Source organism: Bradyrhizobium sp. AUGA SZCCT0177, assembly GCF_018130125.1.
GTDB lineage: Bacteria > Pseudomonadota > Alphaproteobacteria > Rhizobiales > Xanthobacteraceae > Bradyrhizobium.
Genome location: NZ_JAFCMA010000001.1, coordinates 42,540 through 65,949, shown reverse-complemented (window position 1 = coordinate 65,949; position 23,410 = coordinate 42,540). Strand labels below are relative to the sequence as shown.

Genomic DNA, 23,410 nt, shown 5'->3' with positions numbered 1-23,410 from the left:
GAAGTCGTCATGCCCGGGCAAAGGCGCGAAGCGCGTCTTCGCGCAGATGTCCCGGGCATCCACGACTTTTGTTGATACAAAGCAAGACGTGGATGGCCGGGACCATGACGGTGCTGGAAAGCGACGCATCGTTCGCTTCGCGGCAGCAATGGCTGTCGTACTTCTCGCCATCTCCGGCGCGTTCGCCGGCTGGGTTGCCTCGCTCGGCCCGCTGCCGCTGGAGCAGGCGCGCAAGGTCTCGACCTCGATCGTCGACCGCAACGGCAAATTGCTGCGGGCCTATGCGATGGCCGACGGCCGCTGGCGGCTGCCGGTCGATGCCAAAACCGGCGTCGATCCTGGCTACCTCAAGCTGCTGCTGGCGTACGAAGATCGCCGCTTCCACTCGCATCGCGGCGTCGATCCGCTGGCGCTCGGCCGTGCCGCACTTCAGCTGATGACGCGCGGCCACATCGTCTCCGGTGGTTCGACGATTACGATGCAATTGGCGCGGCTGATGGAGCCGCGGCGGGAGCGCTCGGTCTACGCCAAGCTGCGCCAGATGGTGCGCGCGATCCAGATCGAGCGGCAATTGAACAAGGATCAGATCCTCGATCTCTATCTGGCGCTGGCGCCGTTCGGCGGCAATCTGGAGGGCGTGCGCGCCGCTTCGATCGCCTATTTCGGCAAGGAGCCGAAGCGGCTCTCGCTGGCGGAAGCGGCGCTCTTGGTGGCGCTGCCGCAATCGCCGGAGACCCGCCGCCTCGACCGCCATCCCGAGGTCGCCCGCGCCGCGCGCGATCGCGTGCTCGAACGCATGGTGAACGAGCAGCGCGTAACCGAAGAGGATTCGGTTCAGGCCAAGGCTGTCTCCGTGCCGCGGCTGCGCAAGCCGATGCCGATATTGGCGCCGCATTCCTCCGACCAGTCGATGGCGACGGTGAAGGATACGCCGGTCATCAAGCTGACGCTGGATGCAGGCCTGCAGAAGACCCTTGAAGCGCTGGCGCGCGACCGCGCGATTGCGCAGGGGCCGAACATTTCGGTAGCGATGATCGCGGTCGACAATGAAAGCGGCGACGTGCTGGCGCGGGTCGGCTCGTCGGATTATTTCGACGAGCGGCGCGCCGGGCAGGTCGACATGACCCGCGCGGTGCGCTCGCCGGGATCGACGCTAAAGCCCTTCATCTACGGTCTCGCCTTCGAAGACGGCTTTGTGCATCCGGAGAGCCTGATCGACGATCGTCCGATCCGGTTCGGCTCCTACGCGCCCGAAAATTTCGACATGACGTTTCAGGGCACGGTGCCCGTGCGCAAGGCGCTGCAACTGTCACTGAACGTGCCGGCGATCGCGCTGCTCGACCGCGTCGGCTCAAGCCGGCTGTCGTCGCGGCTGAAGCAGGCCGGCGGCAATCTGGTGCTGCCGAAAGACGAAGCGCCGGGCCTTGCCATGGGCCTCGGCGGCGTCGGCGTTACCCTGCAGGATCTGGCGCAACTCTATGCGGGGCTGGCGCGGCTCGGCACCACAAAGCCCTTGCGCGAAATAATGATCGCCAAGGACGAGCGCGACCCGATGCGGCTGATGGATCAGGCCGCGGCCTGGCAGGTCGGCAACGTCCTGATCGGCACGCCGCCGCCGGAAAACGGCGTGCACAACCGGATCGCCTTCAAGACCGGCACCAGCTACGGCTATCGCGACGCCTGGTCGGTCGGTTTCGACGGCCGCATGACCATCGGCGTATGGGTCGGGCGTCCCGACGGCGCGCCGGTGGCCGGGCTGGTCGGCCGTACCGCCGCCGCGCCGATCCTGTTCGACGCCTTCGCGCGCACCGGAAAAACCTTTGCGCCATTGCTGAAACCGCCCAAGGGCGCGCTGATCGCTGGTAACGCCAAGCTTCCGGTGCCGCTGCGGCGCTTCCGCCCCATTGGCGAACTGGTCGGCACCGGCAGCGATCAGGCGCCGCGCATCCAGTTTCCGCTGAACGGTTCACGGATCGACGTCGACCGTTCCAACGACGGGCAATTCTCGGCGATGCCGGTCAAGGTCGCCGGCGGCGTGTTGCCGCTGACCATGCTGGTGAACGGTATCGCGGTCGGCGAGATCGGCAGCCGGCGTCAACGCCTGGTCGAGCCGCCCGGACCGGGCTTTGCACGCCTCACGGTCATCGACGCGACCGGCGCCGCCGACACCGTGGTGATCCGGGTGCAATAAACAGGTACAATTTGACCGATCAGGGGGCCGGGAACACCGCCGGATAGCGGGAACTGCGGTGTTGTTTGCAGTGCGATTTCATCGTATGCGAACAAGATGGTTGAAACCGTGCAACCCCGGCGATTTGGAGCAGGCCAACAGTCTGTGAAACCTGCGAATTCCAGCCGCAGGCTGCTCGCCGCGTTTGACTTCGCCACAGCCAGCCATTTCCGCGCGATCATCTTCCTGACGCTGTGCGCCATCGTGCTTTTCGTGCCCGGTTTCTTCTCGATTCCGGCCATCGACCGCGACGAGGCGCGGTTTGCGCAGGCGACCAAGCAGATGGTCGAAAGCGACGAATACGTTGACATCCGCTTTCAGGATGACGTCCGCTACAAGAAGCCCGTCGGCATTTACTGGATGCAGGCCGCCGTGGTCGAAACCGCCTCGAAGCTCGGCCTGCCGCGGGCGGAATTGCGCATCTGGCTCTATCGCCTTCCCTCGCTTATTGGCGCGATCGGCGCGGTCCTGCTGACCTATTGGACGGCGCTCGCCTTCGTGACCCGGAGCGGCGCCGCGCTGGCGGCGTTGATGATGTGCAGCTGCGTCTTGCTTGGCGCCGAAGCGCGGCTCGCCAAGACCGATGCGATGCTGCTGCTGTCAGTCACCGCCGCGATGGGGGCGATGGCGCGGGTCTACCTGTCCTGGCAGCGCGGCGAGGATCCGGCGCGGCCGCCGTGGAGTTCGCCCGCGATTTTCTGGACCGCGCTGGCCGGCGGCATCCTGCTCAAGGGCCCGCTGATCCTGATGTTCGTGGGATTGACCATCGCGGCGCTGGCGATCCTCGACCGCTCGGCGGTCTGGCTGTGGCGCATGCGCCCGGTCTGGGGCCTGATGTGGACGCTGGTGCTGGTGCTGCCGTGGTTCGTCGCGATTTTCTGGCGCGCGGGCGATGCGTTCTTCACCAATTCGCTCGGCGGCGACATGCTGAGCAAGCTCGCCGCACAGGAGTCCCATGGCGCGCCGCCCGGCCTGTATCTGCTGCTGTTCTGGGTCACGTTCTGGCCCGGAGCGCCGCTGGCGGGGATGGCGGCTCCGGCGGTATGGCGGGCCCGGCGCGAGCCCGGCGCGCAGTATCTGCTGGCCTGGCTGGTGCCGTCGTGGATCGTGTTCGAGCTGGTGATGACCAAGCTTCCGCACTACGTGCTGCCGCTCTATCCGGCCATCGCCATCCTGACCGTCGGCGCTCTCGAGCGCCGCGTGCTGTCGCGCTCCTGGCTGAGGCGCGGCGCGGCCTGGTGGTTTGCGATCCCCGCGATTACGGCCGTGATCGCGATTGTCGCGGCGATCAAGCTGACGCATCAGCCGGTCTTTCCGGCCTGGCCGGTGCTGGCGGCGGCGATGATCTTCGGCCTGATCGCCTGGTGGCTGTTCGAGGAAAGCCGCGCCGAGCGCTCGCTGTTGCATGCCGTGATTGCAGCGATGTGCCTGGCAATCGCCGTCTATGGCATCGTGTTACCGTCGCTGACGACGCTGTTTCCAAGCGCAGGCATCGCGCGCGCGCTGCGCAACGTCGTCTGCGTCGGGCCGAAGGCCGCGGCTGCCGGCTTCCATGAGCCCAGTCTCGTCTTCATGACCGGAACCAGTACGCTGTTGACCGACGGATCAGGCGCTGCCGATTTCCTGGGGCAGGGCACCTGCCGCTTTGCGTTGGTGGAATCGCGCTCGGAGCGCGGTTTTGTCCAGCGCGCCGAAGCAATCGGGCTGCGCTATAACGTGGCGACGCGTGTCGAGGGTTATAACATCTCGCAGGGCAAGGCGGTTTCAATCGCAATCTTCCGCTCCGAAGGCACAGAATAAGATGCCAGCGCCGACCGTCATCGCCGAATCCCAAAACTATCTTTCGCGCTTTGTGGTGCTGGGGTGGCGCTCGCTGACCCAGCTCGCGCGGACGCCGTCGCACTCGCGGCGGGCCGAGGCGGGCCGCCGGGCGGCGCGTCACGCGTTGCTGCTGTCGGCCGGCCTTGGCGCCGCCATCATCGCGTTGATGTTCGTGCTCGATGCCTGGGAGATCGGCCAGATGCCGAAGCGGGGTACGCCCTCGCTGTGGTGGATGCGCATTGTCACCGATTTCGGCAAGGATGAATATGTGCTGGCGGCGCTGGGCGCGCTGTTGATCTTGGTTGCGATAGCAGCACCCGCGTTCAGTGGTATTCAGCGCTCCCTGTTGCTCGGTCTCGGCACGCGTTTACAGTTTTTGTTCTGCGCGGTGATGGTGTCCGCGCTGATTACCGAAGTAATAAAATGGAGCGTCGGACGCGGCCGGCCGTTTGTCGGCGGCGAAGGCAATGTGTTCCATTTCTCGCACTTTGCGGGAACGGGGGCCTATTCAAGCTTCCCCTCGGGCCATGCGACCTGCGCTTTCGCGCTGGCCTTTGCCGTGTCGGCGTTGTGGCCGCAGGCGCGGATCACGATGTTCGTCTACGCCCTCGTCATCTGCGCAACCCGTCTGGTGTTGCTGGCCCATCATCCCAGCGACGTGGTTGCGGGCGCGCTGGTCGGCATCATCGGCGCGATGTTCGTGCGCTACTGGTTCGCAGCGCGGCGGCTCGGCTTTGCGATCCACCGCGACGGCACAATTCTGCCGCTGGTAGGGCCTTCCTCGGGACGCCTCAAAAGGGTTGCCCGGGGCGCATTCGCCCCATAAAAGCGGACGCCGCGCAGGCCTGACGGAACCGGTTCCGGTCCGTGCAAGCCGATCCAACCCCAGCCCAACCGATGAGTGCCGATTTGCCTTCTTCCGACCAAGCCGCGGTCGCCGTTTCCATCGTTGTGCCCGTGCGCAACGAGGCCGACAACGTCGCGCCGCTGATTACGGAAATCACGGCCGCGCTGGATGGCCGCTGGGCCTATGAGATCATCTATGTCAATGACGGCTCGACCGATGCCACCGCCGAGCGGCTCAAAGCGCTGATGAAGGTGCACGGCAATCTCCGGCAGCTCCGGCATGAAAAATCCTCCGGACAATCGGCGGCGGTGCGCAGTGGCGTTCGTGCGGCGCGCGGCGCCATTGTGGCGACGCTCGACGGCGACGGACAGAACAATCCGGCGTTTCTGCCGGATCTGATTTCGGCGGTCGAGAGCGGCGGCGGCCGCATCGGCCTTGCCGCGGGCCAGCGGGTCGGACGCAAGGACACCGGTTTCAAGAAAATGCAATCGCGGATCGCCAATGCCGTGCGCAACGGGATTTTGCGCGACGGCACCCGCGACACCGGGTGTGGGCTGAAGGCCTTTCCGCGCGAGGTATTCCTGTCGATGCCTTATTTCGACGGGCTGCATCGTTTCCTGCCGGCGCTGGTGCGCCGTGAAGGTTTTGGCATTGCTTACGTCGATGTGATCGACCGCCCGCGCCATTCCGGCGTATCAAATTACGGCTTCTTTGACCGGCTATGGATCGGGATCATGGATCTGGCCGGCGTCTGGTGGTTGATCCGCCGCAAGAAGTCGACGCCCATTGCGACCGAGGTGACCTGATGCTGATTCAATACGGGCAGGCGCTCGGCGATTACCTTTACGACGTCTTCGTCGCCAAGTTCGATTTCTGGCTGGCGTTCGGCCTGGTCGCGCAATTGCTGTTCACCGCGCGCTTCCTCGTGCAGTGGATCTCGAGCGAGCGCGCCGGGCAGAGCGTGGTGCCGATGGCGTTCTGGTTTTTCTCGATGGGCGGCGGGATGATGACGCTGGTCTACGGCATCGCCAAACGCGAACCCGTCATCATCCTCGGCCAGTCAATGGCCACCATCATCTACATCCGAAACATCATGCTGATCGTGAAGAGCCGCGCCAGCGCGTCGAGGACGCTGGATCGCTAACCGCTGCGTCCCGCGGCCGGTGCGGGCAGCGCCGCCATGTCGCTTTCGCTAGAGCGATAGGCCGCCAGTTCACCGGCGGCATCGAGCACGGGGTAGGCGACCGAGCAGATATGGGAGTGAATCCGCCGGAGATCGCGCAGCACGTCGAGGTGCAGCGAGGTGGTCTCGATGGTCTCGGGCCGCCCCTCGCGCAGCCGGTCGAGATGCCGCTCGGTGGCGGCGAGTTCGGCGTTGCGCAGCGCCGCCTTCTCGGCCAGCAGCTTGCGGGCCTCATTGACGTCGCCGGACATGAAGACGCCGAACGCGATCCGCAGCGAATCCATCGTGCGCTTGTGGAAGGCCGAGAGCTCTTCGGCGCCCTCGGCCGAGAACTGGAACCGGCGCTTGATCTTCTTGGTCGCAAGCTCGCTCAGATTCTTGTCGATAATGTCGCCGATATGTTCGAGGTTGATGGCGAAGGAGACGATCTCCATCGCCCGCTGTCCCTCGCGCTCGTCGAGACTGCCGCGGGTGAGCTTGGTGACATAGAGCTTGATCGCCTCGTCGAGGCTGTCGACGCTGTTGTCCATCTGCGAGACCTGGTCGACCAGCGCCCGGTCGTTGGTCATCATCGCCGCCATCACCTTGCGCAGCATGACCTCGACATGGTCGCCCATATGCAGCGTTTCACGCGCGGCGTCCGCCAGCGCCAAAGAAGGGGTCTCCAGCGCGCTCTCGTCGAGATAGCGCGGCCGCAGCGGGTCGGTCTCCCGGACGCGCGTCGGCAGCAGTTTTTTCAGCAGCCGCGCGATGCCGTCGAGCAGGCCGATAAAAAGCAGCGCCATCACGACGTTGAACGCGATGTGGAATTGCGCCGTGGCCTTGGCGGGGTCCGGCTGCCACGATTGCAGCAGATCCGCGATCGGGTTCAGGAACGGCGCCACCAGTGCGATGCCGATCACCCGGTTGGCGAGATTCCCCAGCGGCAGGCGGTAGCTGGCGGGGTTGTCGCGGCGGGCGCCTTCGACAATCGGATTGATCGCGCTGCCGAGGTTGGCACCGAGCACCAGCGCCAATGCCGCCACCGGCGTAATGAAATGCGCAAATGCCAGCGACATCACCAGCAGCACGCTGGCGACGCTGGAATGCACCACCCAGGTCACGACCGCACCGACGACGATGCAGAGCACGGGGTCGCCGGTGATGGCGTTCATGAACACGCGCATGCCCGGCGCGTTTTCGGCCGGCGCTAGCGTGTCGAGCAGGATGTGCAGCGCCAGCAGCATCAGTCCAAGCCCGATCGAGACGCGGCCGATATCCTTGATGCGCGAGCGCGGTCCGGTGCGGAACGCCACCAGACCGATGATGAACAGGACGGGGGCGACGGCGGCGATTTTGAACGACAGGATCTGCACGATCAGCGTGGTGCCGACATTGGCGCCGAGCATGATGGCAAGCGCCGGCACCAGGCTGACCAGGCCTTCCGACGTGAACGAGCTTGTGATCAGCGCCGTCGCGGTGCTGCTCTGGAGCAGCGCCGTCAGGCCGAGGCCGGCCGCGAAGGCGGTGAAGCGATTGTTGAGCCCCTTCGCCAGCAATTGACGCAGGTCAGGGCCGAACGCGCGAAGGATTCCGCTGTGGACCATATGCAGGCCCCACAGCAGCAGCGCAACGCCACCCATCAGGTCGAGAAGAACGACGGTTCCCATGCGAATAGCTTCCGGCAGCGCGAGTCGAAAGTTCAGGCTATCGCCAAAAGGGCGCGGATCAACCCTTTAATTTGCCGAAAATTGCTGACGTGGCCGCAGGCAGAGAACGTGCCGGCAGGAGCCAAAGGCAGCAATCGATCGCGCGAGCGCGTCAGCACAAGCGCAGGGTAAGCAGAGCTGGAAAACAACCGCTACACTTCGATTACATTGCGATCGGTTCCGCTAGGCCAATTCCAACAATTCTTCTGTAAACGAGAGACACCAATTTTCTCGATCAGGGCCAGGGGCAAAGATGTTAGCGAATCGCCGCAGAAGCGAACGTCGTGTGTGCAGAAACTTTGCGAAGATACAGTTTGGGACCGGCGGGTTGCCGCGCGACTGCATGATCACGGACGTGTCGGACGGCGGAGTGAAGATTATCGCCGAATATCCGGAGATTCCCCCCGAGTTCACCGTGATTTTCTCGACCGGTCAGCGGCCGCGCCAGTGCAAGCTCGCATGGCGGATCGGCTGCGAACTCGGCGCTCAATTCGTCGACTAGTACAGGAATGCGGCGAGGCCGGGATCAGAGCCCGGTCCGCAGCCGCGTGGCCGATGCTAAACAGGCCATTGCGGCCGCCCATTACCGTAAAGACGGCCTGCTTAACCCGAATTTAGGGTTAAGCTGTGAGCATTCTGGACAGTCGCCGACGCGGGTCCAGTAAATGTTCCAGAAATTGTTCCAACCATCTGAATTCGCGCGACTTCTTGCGTGTACATCATCCGCGGCGATTCTCGCACTGGGGCTTAGCGGCTGCCAGACGGCCGTGACGTCGTCGGATGTCACGGGCTCGCTCGGTGAGAAAGCCGAAACCAGCCGCGCCGCCGACCCGCGCCGCGACGTAGAGGTTTTCGAGGCGCGCTATCGCGCCAACCCGAAGGATGCCGACGCGGCCCTGCAATACGGCAAAGCGTTGCGCGCCACCGGACAGAAGTCGCAGGCGGTCGCGGTGCTGGAGCAGGCGACCATCGCCCATTCCAGCAACAAGGCGCTGCTTGCCGGCTACGGCCGCGCGCTCGCCGACAATGGCAATTTCCAGCAGGCCTTCGACGTGCTCGGCCGCGCTCACACCCCCGACAATCCGGATTGGCGGATACTCTCCGCGCAAGGTGCGGTGCTCGACCAGCTCGGCCGGTTCGAGGAAGCGCGGCAGTATTATTCGAGCGCGCTGAAGATCACGCCAGACCAACCGTCGGTGCTTTCCAATCTCGGCCTGTCTTACGTGCTTTCAAAGGACCTGCCGAAGGCGGAGGAGACGTTGCGTCGCGCCCATAGCCGTGCGGCCAACGACGCGCGCGTGCGGGCCAATCTGGCGCTGGTGGTCGGCCTGCGGGGCAACACGGCCGAGGCTGAGAAGATCGCGAAGGCCGACCTTCCGCCCGAGGAAGCGGCCGCCAACGTCGCGCAGTTAAAGCTCATGCTGTCGCGCAAGGAGAATGCGCGCGCCGAGATGGGCGGCAAGATGCCGGGCGCTGCGTCCGGGCGCTCGAATTGACCGCGGGCGAACGGGAGGAGGCGTGAGCCCGCCCCGTTGCCCGCCGCGCCTTAGCGGCTGCCGCCGGCGCGCAGCTTGTTGATGATCGGCATGATCGGCGCCAGCAGCGAACCGCGTGATCGCTTGGTCACGGCGTGACCTGTCAGGCGTTGCGCCATCTGCAGGAACATCGTGGTGGTGCGATGACCGGCGGAGATTTGCTGGATCATCTGGCCGTTATTGGCTGCCGTGCCGAACATCTTTGAATCGAACGGGATGGTCGCGATGGGCTGGCCCTCGATCGCCTTGGCGAATTCGCGCGGCGTGATTTCCGGGCGCTTGTGCATCCCGACCTGGTTGAGACAATAGAGCGGCGGCCGGTCGTTGGGCCGGGCTGCCTTGAGCACGTTCAGCATGTTCTTGGCGTTCCGCATGTTGGCGAGATCAGGCTCGGCAACGATCAGAATATCGTCCGCGCCGACCAGCGCGCGCTTGGTCCACGCCGACCATTGATGCGGGACATCGAGCACGATGCAGGGGGTGGTCATGCGCAGCGTATCGAAGATCGCATCGAAGGCGTCCGCACCGAAATCGTAGACCTGTTCGAGCGTCGCAGGGGCTGCCAGCAGACTGAGACGCTCGGAGCATTTCGCGAGCAGGCGCTCCATCAGCGCGCTGTCGGGCCGATCCTGCTGGAACAGCGCGTTGGCGATGCCCTGTATCGGGTCCTGGTTGTAGTCGAGGCCGGCGGTGCCGAACGCCAGATCGAGGTCGATCACGACGGAATCCAGCGCCAGGTCGCGTGCGATGGCCCAGGCCACATTGTGCGCCACCGTGGATGAACCGACGCCGCCCTTGGCGCCGACGACAGCAACCATCCGGCCGACCGCGACGGCTTCGGACGCGGAAAACAGGCTGCAGATCGCGCGCACCACATCGAGGGTTTCGACCGGCCCGACCACGTAGTCGCTGACGCCGCGACGCACCAGTTCGCGATAGGGCGTGACATCACTGGCGCTGCCGATCACGACGACCCTTGTGCCGGCGTCGCAGACGGTGGCGAGTTCATCGAGACCGTCGAGCATGTCGCTGGAGCCTTCGGTTTCCAGCATGATCACGTTCGGCGTCGGGGCCTTGTGATAGGCATCGATGGCGGCGGCGATGCCGCCCATATGAACGGACAGGTGAACCTTGCCAAGGCGGCGGTCTTCGCTGGCCGACCGCACCGTTGTGGCGGTCGCGGCCGATGCGCAAAAGGCCTGCACCGATACGCGCGGCGCCGGCGAAATGTATTCATCGGCGGGCCGCGTAAGGTCGTGCTCTTGTTCGGAGTCTTTTCGGGACCGGCTGATCATTTACCTGTATCGCTCAGTTTGGCTTTGTCGGATTCGGGATAGGTGGTGGTGGTCGACACACCCTTGCGGTATTTTTCGAAGGCCGCGTTGCGCCGCATCGTGTAGGCGGGGGTTTCGGGCCGCGGCTGCTCGAGGTCCGCCGGGTTGTCGATCATGGCGGCGAGGTTGCGTTGGGTGGCGCAACCAAAATTGTGGTACGGCCGGTTTTCATTGTAACCGGTGTCGTAGATGTTGGGCCCGAGGTCCTCCGGCCACAGGCCGCAGGGACCGGCCACCGCGGAGATCTTGGGATAGATCAGCTTGATGGTCGGAAGCGTTTGTGGGTTATCCGGCTGATAATGACGCAGCCTGATCGCGCTTGACGGCACGCCGCCTGCGGTCAGCATCGAGCGGATTTCCTGGTACGTTGCCTCGGCCGCGCGGGCATTGGCAGTGTTGACCGGCACGTCGGCGATGATCGCGCCGGTGCCTTCGCGGGCCCAGGTCTGGGCCAGTCCCATGACGTCGTTGCGCTGCGGGGCCGAGAGGCCGCCGCGGGCGTGCCCGACGAAAATGACGATCGAGCGGTTACCTTCCTGAACGGCGATCGGATGCCGCTGACGGTAATCGGTGGGAACGGTCGCGGTCACGATCTCGCCGGTCTGCTGGCAGGCCCCCAGCGCAGCGGACAGGCCGAGCAGCGCGCCGAGCAGTCGCCAGCTGTGACGGTGATCGACCTTCGTTTGGGTTGTCATGGTTCTGTCCTCATCCCCGTCCGTGGAGCCGTGTCGTCTCAGTCAATGATGAAGCCGAAATTGCCCTCATAGGCGCCGACCGGCCCGACGCGGGCGGCAAGGCCATAGATCCGGTTGATGCGGGCCAGCAGCGTCGATTGGGAATCGGACGCCGGTGCAAACCCGTCGTCGGGGCGCGACAATTCCTTCTGGGCAACCGCGCGGACCACATAGGGCGTGACGAGAACCATCAGTTCGGTCTCGTTGTTGACGAAGTCCTGGCTGCGGAAGAGGGCGCCCAGGATCGGGAGCTGGTTGACGCCTGGCAATCCGTTGACCGCCTGCTTGGTCTGCTGCTGGATCAGGCCGGCCATCGCCATCGAACCGCCTGAGGGGATTTCCAGCGTGGTCTCGGCGCGACGGGTCCTGATCGAGGGAATCGTCAGCGCAGCGCCGTTCTGGTTCAGGGTGATGGCATTTTCGGTCGACAGTTCCGAGACTTCGGTCATCACCCGCAGGCTGATCCGTCCTTCGCTCAGCACGACAGGCGTGAAGTTCAGCGAGATGCCGAATTTCTTGTACAGGATCTGCGTCGTACAGATGTGCGTGACCGGATCGCAGGAATAACCGGCGGGGATCGGAAATTCGCCGCCGGCGATGAAGGTCGCGGACTCGCCGGATATCGCCGTCAGGTTCGGCTCTGCCAGCGTGCGGACCACGCCGGCGGATTCCATCGCGCGCATGGTCGCGGTGACCGTCGGCAGGCCCTTGAGGATGCTCGAGGCGGCGAGGCCATTGTCAGACACCAGCGGACGGCCGTAGGCGGTGAAGGGATTGTTGTTGTTGAAGTTCACGACCGCGGTGCCGTAATTCATGCTCGCACTGAGATCGACGCCCATCTGCTTGATGATGTCGCGTCGCACTTCGGAAACGTTGACCTTCAGCATCACCTGGTCGCGGCCGCGGACGGCGATGGAATTGACGACCTTGTCCGCGCTGCCGACCAGCCGCGCGGCGAGGTCGCCGGCCTGCTGGGCCTCGATCGGGCTCGATACCGAGCCGGTCAGGATGACGCCTTCACCGACGCCTTCGATATTGATCCCCGGCAGCGTTTGCCGGAGCGCCGCCCGCACACCGTTGAGGTCGCGCTTGACCGCGATGTCGTAGGAGCCGACCTGCTGGCCGTCGGCATCGAAGAACACCACGTTGGTCTGACCGACCGCAGCGCCGATGATGTAGGCGCGCTGAGCCGAACGAATGACGGCGTTGGCGATCTTGGGATCGGCGACAAGTACGTCCTTCACGTCGCGCGGCAGGTCCACCACCACGGACTTGCCGACGCCGAGGGAGAGGAAGCGTTCCTTGACCGGGCCGATGGCAGAAGTCGTCACCGGATCCTTGAGGGAATCCTTGGACAGCTCCCTGGCCAGCTCCTTGTCGAGCTCGGCCGCCACGACAGATGCCAACGGGCTGAGCGCCAGCGTGGCGATGGCCGAAAACAACAAGGCCCCGACCGCAGCCGTTCGCATCGCTGACTGATTACCCCCGAACTTCATTCCCCGCGTCCTTTCGGTCACTTCTGTGCCGTCGATTGGCTCGCAATGCCGTAGCGAACCACGTTGATGCTTGAGCCCCGCTTCGGGGCCTGGTCGTCGGATCCGATGAAACTGTTGCTGGAGCTCGAGGCCGGCCAGATCTGCCATTGCAGATCCTCGGGCTTCACCGACTGGCCAAGGCCGATGCCGGATTTGGCGATGAGAATCTCCGTGGTCGGCAGTTGCGCGACCGGCTCGGCAGCGGCGGGTTTCTCGTCCGATCCGCGCGCGAGATAGGCCGCAACGCCGCCCGCACTGAGCGCGTTGGCTAGAACTACGATACGAGCAGCATTCATACGCTTTACTGTCTACTCTTACGCTGGGCGCCATCATCCGCATGGCGTCGATGGCCGTCCCACCCGGCATGACTAACGGGGCAATGGTATAAGGGAACTTGAGGGGTGAATGATTTGCGGGCGAGAAACGGCGGGATTCGCCGTCATGGTGAACGCGCGGTTAGTGTCCGCGCCTGCAAGAATACGGGTTTCTACGGATAAGACCGTCGCGGCACGCGCCGCATCCGCCGCTGTGCAGCAGCGGATCGCGGAGATTTGTTTGCAGAAATCGCGGCGCTGGTTGGCGGCCTTCAACGCCGTGAAGCGCCGGTCAAGATCGGCCTTGAGGTCATCGACATTCTCGAGCCCGATGTGAAGCCGCAGCGTCAGGGCGCCCGGCGCCGGGCGATAGCTGTCGCAGGGAATGACGAGGCTCGCACAGCCCACCCGGGCTTTGGCGTCGCGGCCTCAGGTGCCAGTCTGGTTTCGGATTTTGCGGTCTGGACGGTCGGGCGTTCGAAAAACTCAGGCGTTCGCGCCATCAAAGACGTTTTGCCGCAGCCACGACAGATGGCCAAAACACCGCCGGTCGGCGGGGGCGGGGCCGGTTTAGTTACTCACAGAATACAGAAGTCGGCCGTCAACCCCTTGACCCGGCTCGCCAGTCGGATTGTGATACGGCACAACTACCAGTCGCCGCACGTTGAGGGGCCTGCCGCGACCTTCGATCCCTGTCCGACCGTATTGCGTGTCAAACTGTCGGGTCAGATTGGCGCTTTTTTGGGCGAGGGATCATCGGGTTGGCCCAACAGCGTTCGAGGACGACAAGCCAACGTTCCCGCACGACCCCTGAAAGGCCTTGCCCATGAAACGCGTATCCCTGGTTCTCACCCTTGCCGTTGCCGCCGGCCTTTCGGTCCAGGCCGCCTCGGCGCAAACCCTCAAAACGGTCAAGGACCGTGGCATGCTTTCCTGCGGCGTCAGCCAGGGATTGCCGGGGTTCTCGTCTCCGGACGACAAGGGCAACTGGACCGGGCTGGATGTTGATATTTGCCGAGCGATCGCAGCTGCGGTCTTCAACGATCCGAGCAAAATCAAGTTCGTGCCGCTGTCGGCCAAGGATCGCTTCACCGCGCTGCAGTCCGGCGAAATCGATGTGCTGTCGCGCAACACCACCTGGACGCTGTCGCGCGATACTTCGCTCGGCGCCAATTTCACCGGCGTGACCTATTATGACGGCCAGGGCTTCATGGTGAAGAAGGCGCTGAAGGTGAATTCCGCGCTGGAATTGAACAGCGCGTCGGTCTGCGTGCAGCAAGGCACCACCACCGAGCAAAATCTGGCCGACTACTTCAAGGGCAACAACATGAAGTACGAGGTGATCGCATTCGGCACCAACGACGAGGCCGTCAAGGCCTATGAGTCCGGACGCTGTGACGTCTTCACGACAGACGTGTCCGGCCTTTATGCCGATCGTTTGAAACTCGCGAACCCGGCCGATCATGTCGTGCTGCCGGAAGTGATTTCGAAAGAGCCGCTCGGCCCGATGGTGCGCCATGGCGACGACCAGTGGTTCGACATCGTGAAATGGACGCTTTACGCGATGATCACGGCGGAAGAGCTGGGCATTACCCAGAAGAACGCCGATGAGATGGCGAAATCGGACAAGCCGGAGATGAAGCGGGTATTCGGCACCGACGGCAATCTTGGCGAACAGCTCGGCCTGACCAAGGATTGGGTCTCGCGGATCGTGAAGGCGGTCGGCAATTACGGCGAGTCCTTCGAGCGCAACGTCGGCGCCGGCTCCAAGCTTGGAATCGCCCGCGGCATCAACGCGCTTTGGAGCAAGGGGGGTATCCAGTACGCGCCGCCGATTCGCTGATCGCCAGCGGAGGGCTGCGGCGATGGCCATCGAACCCCGAAAACCACCGTCGCAGTTGCTCCCAAAACTGCAGAGGGCGCTTGGTGGCAGCGCGGGCTGGAGCGGTTTTGTTATCCAGCTCGTGTTCGTCGCCGCACTGGCCTGGATCGCCTACGAGATCGTCGCCAATGCCCGCGCCAATCTGCAGGCGCAGCGGATCACCGCGGGCTTCGGCTTCATGGTCAACACGGCAGGTTTTGACGTCAGCCAGAACCTGATTGCGTATTCAGGGTCCGACAATTACATCCGCGTTTTCCTGGTCGGCCTGCTCAATACGCTGCTGGTCTCGGTGATCGGAATCTTCTTCGCCACCGTGATTGGTTTCCTGGTGGCGCTCGGCCGCCTGTCGCCGAACTGGCTGCTGTCGCGCATCGCCGGCGGCTATGTCGAGCTGATCCGCAATCTGCCGCTGCTGTTCCAGATCCTGTTCTGGTATCTGGCGGTGCTGGCTGCGCTGCCCAATCCCAGGCAGAGCATCTCGGTGCTCGACACCTTCTTTCTCAGCAATCGCGGCTTGGTAATCCCCAAGCCGATCGGCGAGCCGGGTTTCGAACCGTTCGTCATCGCGTTGCTGATCGCGATCGTCGCTGCGATCGCGTTGTGGCGCTATTCCCGGCGTCTGCTGTTCCAGAGCGGCAAGGTGATCAAGGTCTGGCCTTATGCGCTGGGCCTGGTGATCGTTCTTCCGCTCCTTGCGACGCAAATCTTCGGCGCGCCCGTAAAGTTTGAAATACCGGCCCTGAAGGGCTTCAACTTTTCCGGTGGCTCACGGGTCATTCCGGAATTCGTCGCCCTGACATTGGCGTTGTCGACCTACACCGCCTCCTTCATCGCCGAAATCGTGCGCGCCGGTATCTTGTCCGTTCACAAGGGGCAGATGGAAGCCGGCTCCTCGCTTGGGCTGCAGCGTGGCTCGGTGCTGCGGCTGATCGTGATCCCGCAGGCCTTGCGCGTGATCCTGCCGCCGCTCACCAACCAGTATCTGAATTTGACCAAGAACTCCACGCTGGCGGTGGCGATCGGCTATCCTGATCTGGTCTCGGTGTTTGCCGGCACCACGCTGAGCCAAACCGGGCAGGCGATCGAAATCATCGGCATCACCATGGGCGTCTACCTCGTGATCTCGCTGGTCACGAGCGCGATCATGAGTTTCTACGGATGGCGTATCGGCCGGAGTATGGGGTGATGAGCGAGACCACACCATCCGTTTTCGTGCGCGGGGAACTCGTCGGCGAGCGTCCAGCACCGATCAAGACCACCGGCTTTGTCGGCTTCCTGCGCACGCGGCTGTTCAATTCGCCGACCAACGTCCTGATCACGATCGTCAGCGCGTTGCTGCTCTGGTTCGTCGCCGTGCCCGCGCTGAGATTCGTGCTGATCGATGCGGTCTGGACCGGCAACGACCGCACCGCGTGTCTCGCCAAAAACGCCGGAGACGTGGTTGGCGCCTGCTGGCCGTTCATTCAGGCGAAAATCGGTCAGTTCATCTACGGCTTCTATCCGGAGCCGGAGCGCTGGCGGGTCAATCTGGTCTTCCTCATGGCCGCGATCCTGCTGCTGCCGCTGCTGATTCCCCGGGCGCCGGCCAAGGGCCTCAACGCCGGACTGTTCTTCATCGCATTGCCCGTCATCGCGTTCTTCCTGCTGCATGGCGGCGGATTGCGCGGCCTCGGTGTCAGCTGGACCGCCGGGCTTTTGTCGGGGTTCAACGACAGCATCGGCGACAGCGGGCGCAAGCTGGCCGCCGCGGGTGAGGCGACGGCGGTGATCGGACCGCTGCTTTGGCTGCTCGGTCAACTGATCGTGCTGCTCTCGACGATGGTTTCCTGGCTGCTGTTGCCGCTGACCTGGCTGCGCGATCAGGTCCAGGCTTTTGGCAGTCCGCTGTGGGCCGATTTCGCATTGACCACCATCATCGCCTGCGCCCTGGTGTTCTGGTTCGCTGGCGGCTTGCGCGCCGGCTCACGTCCTCTGATCACCTGCCTTGCGATCTTCGCTGGCATTGGCATCGTCATCGCGGTCATGGGACTGGACCGGGGTGGCTTGCCCGTTGTCGATACGCGGCTATGGGGCGGGTTGCTGGTCACACTGGTGGTGGCGGTCACCGGCATCGTCGCATCGATGCCGATCGGCGTTGCGCTCGCGCTCGGCCGGCGCTCGTCGATTCCGCTGATCCGGATTTTCTCGATCGCCTTCATCGAGTTCTGGCGCGGCGTTCCGCTGATCACGGTGCTGTTCTTCGCAACCTATATGTTGCCGCTGTTCGTTCCGGCGGGGTTCACCATCGACGGATTGGTGCGCGCCCTGATCGGGATCGCGCTGTTCACCGGCGCCTACCAGGCGGAAAACATCCGCGGCGGCCTGGCGGCGATCCCGCGCGGGCAGGGCGAGGCGGCGAGCGCGCTCGGCCTGTCCTGGGCCAAAACGACCGGGCTCATCGTGATGCCGCAGGCGTTGCGCCACGTCATCCCCAGCCTCGTCAACAGTTTCATCGGCCTGTTCAAGGACACCTCGCTGGTCTCGATCGTCGCGCTGTTCGATCTCCTGGGATCGTTGCGCGCGTCGTTTTCCGATCCAAACTGGTCGACGCCGACCACGTTGTTCACCGGCTTTGCGTTCACCGGGATCATCTACTTCATCTTCTGCTTTGGCATGTCGCGCTATTCGCTGTTCGTCGAGAACAGGCTGAACGCGCATCGCCGCAATTGAGTGAATGAGCATGAGCACAGATCAGATCGTTGGCATCAAGGCTCTCAACAAATGGTACGGGGACTTTCACGTCCTGCGTGACATCAACCTCGGTGTAGCCAAGGGAGAGCGCATCGTCATTTGCGGTCCCTCAGGCTCGGGCAAGTCGACGCTGATCCGCTGCATCAATGCGCTGGAGGAATTCCAGGAAGGCGAGATCGTCGTCGAGGGCATCGAACTTGGGCCCAATTTGCGGCGCGTCGACGAAGTCCGGCGCGAAGTCGGCATGGTGTTCCAGAGCTTCAACCTGTTTCCGCATTTGACCGTGCTGGAGAACTGCACGCTGGCGCCGATCTGGGTGCGCAATATCCCCAAGAAGGACGCCGAGGCGACCGCGATGAAATATCTGGAGCGGGTCAAGATCCCGCACCAGGCCAGCAAATATCCGGGGCAGATGTCAGGCGGTCAGCAGCAGCGCGTGGCGATCGCCCGCGCGCTGACCATGAACCCCAAGGTCATGCTGTTCGACGAGCCGACCTCGGCGCTCGATCCGGAAATGGTCAAGGAAGTGCTCGACACCATGGTCGATCTCGCCAATGAAGGCATGACCATGCTGGTCGTCACGCACGAAATGGGGTTCGCGCGCGAAGTCGCCAATCGCGTCGTGTTCATGGACGCAGGCCAGGTGATCGAATCCAACACGCCGGAAAACTTCTTCGCCAATCCGCAGCACGCGCGGACCAAGTTGTTCCTCAGCCAGATATTGCGGCATTAGCTTCGTCGGGTGGGCAAAGCGAAGCGTGCCCACCATCAAGGTACGATATCTGGATAGATGGTGGGCACGGCGCCAATGCGCTTTTGCCCACCCTGCGATTTCGCGTCCGCCTCACACCTTCTCGAACGGCAGGTCGACCTTCGGGCGCTTCTCCAGCCATTCCGGCACCGGCAGATTCTTAGCTCGCATGAAAGCCGGATTGAACAGCTTTGACTGATAGCGGCCGCCGGAATCGGCAAGGATGGTCACGATGGTCTTGCCGGGCCCAAGCTGCTTGGCGAGCTGGATCGCGCCCGCGATGTTGACGCCGGTGGAGCCGCCGAGACAAAGGCCCTCGTGCTCGGTTAGGTCGTAGATCAGCTTTACGGCTTCCTCGTCCGAGATCAGAAAGGCGTCGTCGACCTTCGCGGTCTCGATGACCGGCGTGACGCGCCCGAGCCCGATGCCCTCGGTGATCGAGTCTCCCGGTGTCGATTTGGCCGTGCCGTTCTTGAACAGCTCGTACATCGCAAAGCCATGGGGATCGGCGCAGGCGTTGACGATGCCCGGATGCTTTTCCTTCAGATAGCGGCTGGTGCCGGCCAGCGTGCCGCCGGTGCCGACCGAGCAGATGAAGCCGTCGATCTTGCCGCCGGTCTGCTGCCAGATCTCGGGGCCGGTCGATTCGTAGTGCGCCTTGGCGTTATCGAGGTTGTTCCACTGATCGGCGAACAGCACGCCGTTCGGCTCGCTCTTGCGCAGCTGCGCGGCGAGCCGTCGTCCGACGTGCTGGTAGTTGTTCGGATTGGAGTACGGCAGCTGCGGCACTTCGATCAGTTCCGCGCCGCATAGCCGCAGCATGTCCTTTTTTTCCTGGCTCTGGGTTTCCGGGATCAGGATCATCGTCCGGTACCCACGCGCGCTCGCTACGACGGCAAGACCGATGCCGGTATTGCCCGCGGTCGCTTCCAGAACCAGGCCGCCGGGCTTGAGGTCGCCGCGCTTCTCGGCTTCCAGGATCATCCATTTGCCGGCGCGGTCCTTCACCGACTGGCCGGGATTCATGAATTCGGCCTTGCCGAGAATGGTGCAGCCGGTCGCTTCGGAAGCGTGCTTGAGCTTGATGAGCGGCGTGTTGCCGATCGCTTCGATGACGTCTTTGTTGAAGGTCATTTGGAATTGCCGGTTTGCTTTGCCTGATCGTTGGGCGAACCCTAAAGGACGGCTGCCGGGCATACAAGCCAGCGCTTAAGTCGCAGCCGGTCATCCGGATTTGCGAACACCACCTGACGCGCCGCGATATTTCCCTGACGGCATCAGGTTCGGCCAGGGCGCGCGGAAATTGCTTCGCCAGATCGCGAGCGCCTTGGCATAATCTTGCCCGGAAATGCGCTTGCGGATGACGGGAAAAGCGAGCCGTTCGCCGAGCGAGGCGACGGTTGCTGAGGAAGGCGACAAAGTTCACGGAGCCGATGATGGTGACGTTGTCCGCCAGGCCGGAGTTCGCGATCAATGACTGGATAATGCTTCGATAGGATCGAGGCCGCAGCATTGCCGGCGATTCCCTTTCCGACACCAGGCGACCCGCATTTGTCCCCTTCGTGGAAGCTGCGCAGGGAGTTCCCGGAGTATCGAATCGGCCGCAGGCGCGTTTTCATGCGCGAAGATGGATTTGGGCTGTGGGAATAGCGGAAAAAACCCGTGAAATCTTCGTAAGGTTTGGACGATCCGACATCATCCCGATCGCGTTCCAAGGCCGATAAAATAAGGCTAACTTGCACTTTTGATCGTCGATTGGCGCGCTGGCGCCAGCGATCGTCGGGATGGTTCCGGGACTGTCCGCGCCCTGATCGCAAGGGTAGTATGACGGCTCGGTTCCAACGGAAGCATCACCCCCGTGAACGGGTCGCAGACCACTCAAACAAGCGTTCATCGCGGGCCACGCCGGAATTTGCCCGGTGGAGAACGGGTGTGACCCAGCGAATACCGGGGGCTGTGGTTGAAGGCTGGCGAATGCGGTTTCCAGGTGTAAGCCGGTTGGCGCGGTCGTTCGCGGTCGTAGGGCTGGTCGCCAGTTCGGCGGGCTGCATCCTGACCAAGGATCTGCCCGATCCCGCGCTCGACGTCCCCGACGGCTACAAGGCCGCCCGCCTGACCAAGCCGCAGGACGCGCCGCCGACGCTCGACTGGTGGCGCGGTTTCCGCTCGCGGGAACTGACGACGCTGATGGAAGAGGCCCAGACCGTCAATCTGGACATCGCCGCCGCCACCGCACGCTTCGTGCAGGCCGATGCGCAGGCCCGGATTGCCGGCGCGGCGTTGCTGCCGAATCTGAGCGGCAGCGGTTCGGAAAGCTATTCGCGCACCTCGGGCTCGAGCGCGAGCGGCCTGACCAATGGCGGCCGCGAGGTCGTCAACTATTCCTCCTCGCTCAGCGCCAGCTATGAACTCGATTTCTGGGGCAAGAATCGCGACGCCGCCCAGGCGGCAGAAGAGACCGCCGTTGCCAACCGCTTCGACCGCGACGTCATCGCATTGACCACGCTGACCACGGTTGCCAACGCCTATTTCCAGGTGCTCGCGGCGCAGGACCGGATTCGCACCGCAGAGCGCAACATCGCCAGCGCGATCCGGATCCTCGATGCGATCAAGCAGCGGCTGCAGGCCGGCACCGGAAACGATCTCGACGTCGCCCAGCAGGAAACCGTCGTGGCCAACCAGCGCGCGCTGGTGCCGCCGCTGCGGCAAACGCTCGACCAGAACATCAACGCGCTGGCGACGCTGGTATCGCGGCCGCCGGAATCGGTGCGCGTCATCGGCGGCACGCTGAACCAGGTTGCCTCGCCCCGCGTCACGCCCGGACTGCCGTCGGAGCTCCTGACGCAACGCCCCGACATCAGGCGCCAGGAAGCCCAGCTGGCATCCGCCACCGCCAATGTCGGCAACGCCCGTGCGCAGTTTTTCCCGAGCATTCAACTGACCGGGCAGGGTGGCTATCAGAGCTCCGCACTGACGTCGCTGTTTCAGCCGCACGCCGCGTTCTTCAGCATGGTCGGCAGCCTGACCCAGCCGATCTTCGACGGCGGCAGGATCCTCGGCAATTTCGAATACACCAAGGCCCGGCAGGATGAACTGCTGCAGACCTATCGCAAGACGGTGGTGCAGGCCTTTGCCGATGTCGACAATGCGTTGATGTCGATCCGCCAGACCACGGAGCGGCTGCGGCTGCAGCGCGAGGTGGTGGCGTCCTCGCGGCGGGCGTTTCAACTGTCCGAGCAGCAATTGCGGGCCGGAACTGCCGACATCGTAACTGTGCTAAATACGCAATTGACGTTATTCCAGGCGGAAGATTCGCTGTCGCAGGCCCAATTGGCCCGGCTGCTCGCGATCGTCAGCCTGTATCAGGCGCTGGGGGGCGGCTGGGAGCCTAGGATGGAAAGGCCGGTCGATGCTCTTTAAGCCGGAGTCAGAGGAAGACACCAAACCCCCGGAAGTGCGCAAGCCGGGTTTCTGGTCGCGCGTGCTCAAGCGCATGGTCTCGTTGGCCGTGACGCTCGTGATCCTGGGCGGGCTCGGCTACATCGGCTGGTACGCGTTTCAGCCGAAGCCTAATGCCGGCGGCGGTGGTCGCGGCGGTGCGCGCCTCGACCTGCCGGTGCCGGTGCTGGCGGCGACGCCGCGCACCCAGGACGTGCCGGTCTATCTCGATGGCGTCGGCTCTGTCCGCGCGCTGAATAACGTTCTCGTGCGCGCCCAGGTCGATGGCAAGTTGATCTCGGTGAACTTCACCGAAGGCCAGGACGTCAAGAAGGGCGACGTGCTGGGCGAAATCGATCCGGTGATCTACCAGGCGCAATATGATCAGGCGGTTGCCAAGAAGGCGCAGGACGAAGCCCAGCTCGCCAACCAGAAACTCGATCTCGCGCGTTACCAGCAGCTCGCGGCGTCCAACGCCGGATCGAAGCAGCAGGCCGATACGCAGCGCGCTTTGGTGGCCCAGCAGGAAGCGCTGGTGAAGGCCGACCAGGCCGCGATCGACAATGCGCAAGCCACCCTCGGTTACACCAAGATCATCGCACCCCTGTCGGGACGCGCCGGCCTGCGCCAGGTCGACCAGGGCAATATCGTGAAGGCGTCGGATGCGACCGGTCTCGTCATCATCACCCAGCTGCAGCCGATCGCGGTACAGTTCAGCCTGCCGCAGCAACAGATCGTGCGGGTCAATGCCGCCGCCGCCAAGGGCGCACTCGCGGTCGACGTCTTCGGCAATGACGGCGTCACCGTGGTCGACGCCGGCACGCTGAAAGGCATCGACAACCAGGTCGACCCGACCACGGGAACGCTGAAACTCAAGGCGGAATTTCCCAACGCCAAATTCCAGCTCTGGCCGGGTCAATTCGTCAATGTGCGGCTGAAGGTCGAAACGCTCGACAAGGCGATCGTGGTACCGACCTCGGCGGTCCAGCGCGGTCCCGCCGGGACGTTCAGCTACGTGATCGGCCCCGGCGATATCGCAACCGCCAAGCCTGTCGTGGTGACGCAGCAGAACGAGCACGATGCCGTGATCGCGAGCGGGCTTTCGACCTCCGACCGTGTGGTGACCACGGGCTTTGCCAATCTGTCCGACGGCGCCAAGGTTCTGATCGGCACCGATGACCGGGCGCCGACCGCCGACCTCGCGCCGCGCAAGCGCAGCCGCAGCCCCGACGGCAAGGGCGGTCAGGGTGGCCAGGCCAAGGAAGGACAAGCCAAAGACGGCGAACACCGCGGCAGGCGCGAACGCGGCGAGGGCGATCAAAAAGGACAGACCGGGCCGGCACCGGCAGGCCAACAATCGGGCGGGCCTGCGAAATCGCAGCCATGAG

At 63.8% G+C, this 23,410-nt stretch carries 18 protein-coding genes and 3 pseudogenes; 13 read left to right on the top strand and 8 right to left on the bottom strand.

Annotated features, from left to right (window positions below; all coding sequences use genetic code 11):
* Positions 1-88: 88 nt before the first annotated feature.
* From pbpC to JQ597_RS00250, 5 genes are all read left to right on the top strand, one after another.
* Positions 89-2,191: a penicillin-binding protein 1C gene (gene pbpC / locus JQ597_RS00270; RefSeq protein WP_502754089.1), complete on the top strand. Its 2,103-nt coding sequence runs from the start codon at positions 89-91 to the stop codon at positions 2,189-2,191.
* Positions 2,192-2,287: 96 nt separating this feature from the next.
* Positions 2,288-4,030 carry an ArnT family glycosyltransferase gene (locus JQ597_RS00265; protein WP_212261578.1) on the top strand — a complete coding sequence of 581 codons (1,743 nt, stop codon included), beginning with the start codon at positions 2,288-2,290 and terminating at the stop codon, positions 4,028-4,030.
* 1 nt (position 4,031) lies between these two features.
* A complete protein-coding gene (locus tag JQ597_RS00260; protein WP_212261575.1) occupies positions 4,032-4,877 on the top strand; it encodes a phosphatase PAP2 family protein in 846 nt (281 codons plus the stop codon).
* Positions 4,878-4,960: 83 nt separating this feature from the next.
* A complete protein-coding gene (locus JQ597_RS00255; protein WP_502754087.1) occupies positions 4,961-5,704 on the top strand; it encodes a glycosyltransferase family 2 protein in 744 nt (247 codons plus the stop codon).
* Positions 5,704-6,042: a lipid-A-disaccharide synthase N-terminal domain-containing protein gene (locus JQ597_RS00250; RefSeq protein ID WP_212261524.1), complete on the top strand. Its 339-nt coding sequence runs from the start codon at positions 5,704-5,706 to the stop codon at positions 6,040-6,042. Before JQ597_RS00255 ends, JQ597_RS00250 begins: the two co-directional genes overlap by 1 nt.
* Here the strand turns inward: JQ597_RS00250 and JQ597_RS00245 are convergent.
* Positions 6,039-7,730 (bottom strand): Na/Pi cotransporter family protein, encoded by a 1,692-nt coding sequence (locus JQ597_RS00245; RefSeq protein WP_212261521.1) that lies wholly within the window; start codon positions 7,728-7,730, stop codon positions 6,039-6,041. The genes JQ597_RS00250 and JQ597_RS00245 overlap by 4 nt on opposite strands.
* A gap of 292 nt (positions 7,731-8,022) precedes the next feature.
* On the opposite strand from JQ597_RS00245, the gene JQ597_RS38205 reads away from it, so the two are divergent.
* Both JQ597_RS38205 and JQ597_RS00235 read left to right on the top strand, forming a co-directional pair.
* A complete protein-coding gene (locus JQ597_RS38205; protein WP_192735824.1) occupies positions 8,023-8,271 on the top strand; it encodes a PilZ domain-containing protein in 249 nt (82 codons plus the stop codon).
* A 163-nt stretch (positions 8,272-8,434) separates the two neighbouring features.
* Positions 8,435-9,265 carry a tetratricopeptide repeat protein gene (locus JQ597_RS00235; protein WP_212261519.1) on the top strand — a complete coding sequence of 277 codons (831 nt, stop codon included), beginning with the start codon at positions 8,435-8,437 and terminating at the stop codon, positions 9,263-9,265.
* 50 nt (positions 9,266-9,315) lie between these two features.
* Here JQ597_RS00235 and JQ597_RS00230 read toward each other — a convergent pair whose 3' ends face one another.
* The 5 genes and pseudogenes from JQ597_RS00230 to JQ597_RS38415 all read right to left on the bottom strand — a co-directional run.
* Entirely contained in the window at positions 9,316-10,599 is a 1,284-nt protein-coding gene (locus JQ597_RS00230) for a CpaE/TadZ family protein (RefSeq protein WP_212261517.1), read from the bottom strand.
* On the bottom strand, positions 10,596-11,333 hold the full coding sequence (locus JQ597_RS00225; protein WP_212036658.1) for a CpaD family pilus assembly protein: 738 nt from the start codon (positions 11,331-11,333) through the stop codon (positions 10,596-10,598). Before JQ597_RS00225 ends, JQ597_RS00230 begins: the two co-directional genes overlap by 4 nt.
* A 38-nt stretch (positions 11,334-11,371) precedes the next feature.
* On the bottom strand, positions 11,372-12,868 hold the full coding sequence (locus JQ597_RS00220; RefSeq protein WP_212261515.1) for a type II and III secretion system protein family protein: 1,497 nt from the start codon (positions 12,866-12,868) through the stop codon (positions 11,372-11,374).
* An 89-nt stretch (positions 12,869-12,957) separates the two neighbouring features.
* A pseudogene (locus tag JQ597_RS00215) lies at positions 12,958-13,203 on the bottom strand (Flp pilus assembly protein CpaB); the annotation flags it as partial.
* Positions 13,204-13,485: 282 nt separating this feature from the next.
* Positions 13,486-13,626 (bottom strand): annotated as a pseudogene (locus tag JQ597_RS38415) (cystathionine beta-lyase); the annotation flags it as partial.
* A 421-nt stretch (positions 13,627-14,047) separates the two neighbouring features.
* On the opposite strand from JQ597_RS38415, the gene JQ597_RS00205 reads away from it, so the two are divergent.
* From JQ597_RS00205 to JQ597_RS00190, 4 genes are read left to right on the top strand one after another with little or no spacing between them, the layout of a single operon-like run.
* On the top strand, positions 14,048-15,064 hold the full coding sequence (locus JQ597_RS00205) for an amino acid ABC transporter substrate-binding protein (RefSeq protein WP_212261510.1): 1,017 nt from the start codon (positions 14,048-14,050) through the stop codon (positions 15,062-15,064).
* 22 nt (positions 15,065-15,086) lie between these two features.
* A complete protein-coding gene (locus tag JQ597_RS00200) occupies positions 15,087-16,289 on the top strand; it encodes an amino acid ABC transporter permease (RefSeq protein ID WP_212261507.1) in 1,203 nt (400 codons plus the stop codon).
* The gene (locus tag JQ597_RS00195; protein ID WP_212261504.1) at positions 16,289-17,812 is read left to right on the top strand and encodes an amino acid ABC transporter permease; all 1,524 of its coding nucleotides are present in this window, start codon (positions 16,289-16,291) and stop codon (positions 17,810-17,812) included. Before JQ597_RS00200 ends, JQ597_RS00195 begins: the two co-directional genes overlap by 1 nt.
* 10 nt (positions 17,813-17,822) lie before the next feature.
* Complete coding sequence (locus tag JQ597_RS00190) at positions 17,823-18,566, top strand: amino acid ABC transporter ATP-binding protein (protein WP_249133123.1); 744 nt, start codon at positions 17,823-17,825, stop codon at positions 18,564-18,566.
* 111 nt (positions 18,567-18,677) lie between these two features.
* On the opposite strand, the gene JQ597_RS00185 is transcribed toward JQ597_RS00190, so the two are convergent.
* Together JQ597_RS00185 and JQ597_RS00180 are read right to left on the bottom strand one after the other, a co-directional pair.
* Positions 18,678-19,718, bottom strand: coding sequence for a cysteine synthase A (locus JQ597_RS00185; RefSeq protein WP_212261501.1), 1,041 nt, complete (start codon positions 19,716-19,718; stop codon positions 18,678-18,680).
* Positions 19,719-19,850: 132 nt separating this feature from the next.
* Positions 19,851-19,979 (bottom strand): annotated as a pseudogene (locus tag JQ597_RS00180) (SAM-dependent methyltransferase); the annotation flags it as partial.
* Positions 19,980-20,558: 579 nt separating this feature from the next.
* On the opposite strand from JQ597_RS00180, the gene JQ597_RS00175 reads away from it, so the two are divergent.
* Both JQ597_RS00175 and JQ597_RS00170 read left to right on the top strand, forming a co-directional pair.
* Positions 20,559-22,004, top strand: coding sequence for an efflux transporter outer membrane subunit (locus JQ597_RS00175; protein WP_212262443.1), 1,446 nt, complete (start codon positions 20,559-20,561; stop codon positions 22,002-22,004).
* Positions 21,994-23,409, top strand: coding sequence for an efflux RND transporter periplasmic adaptor subunit (locus JQ597_RS00170; protein ID WP_212261495.1), 1,416 nt, complete (start codon positions 21,994-21,996; stop codon positions 23,407-23,409). Before JQ597_RS00175 ends, JQ597_RS00170 begins: the two co-directional genes overlap by 11 nt.
* The last annotated feature ends 1 nt before the right edge of the window (position 23,410 follow it).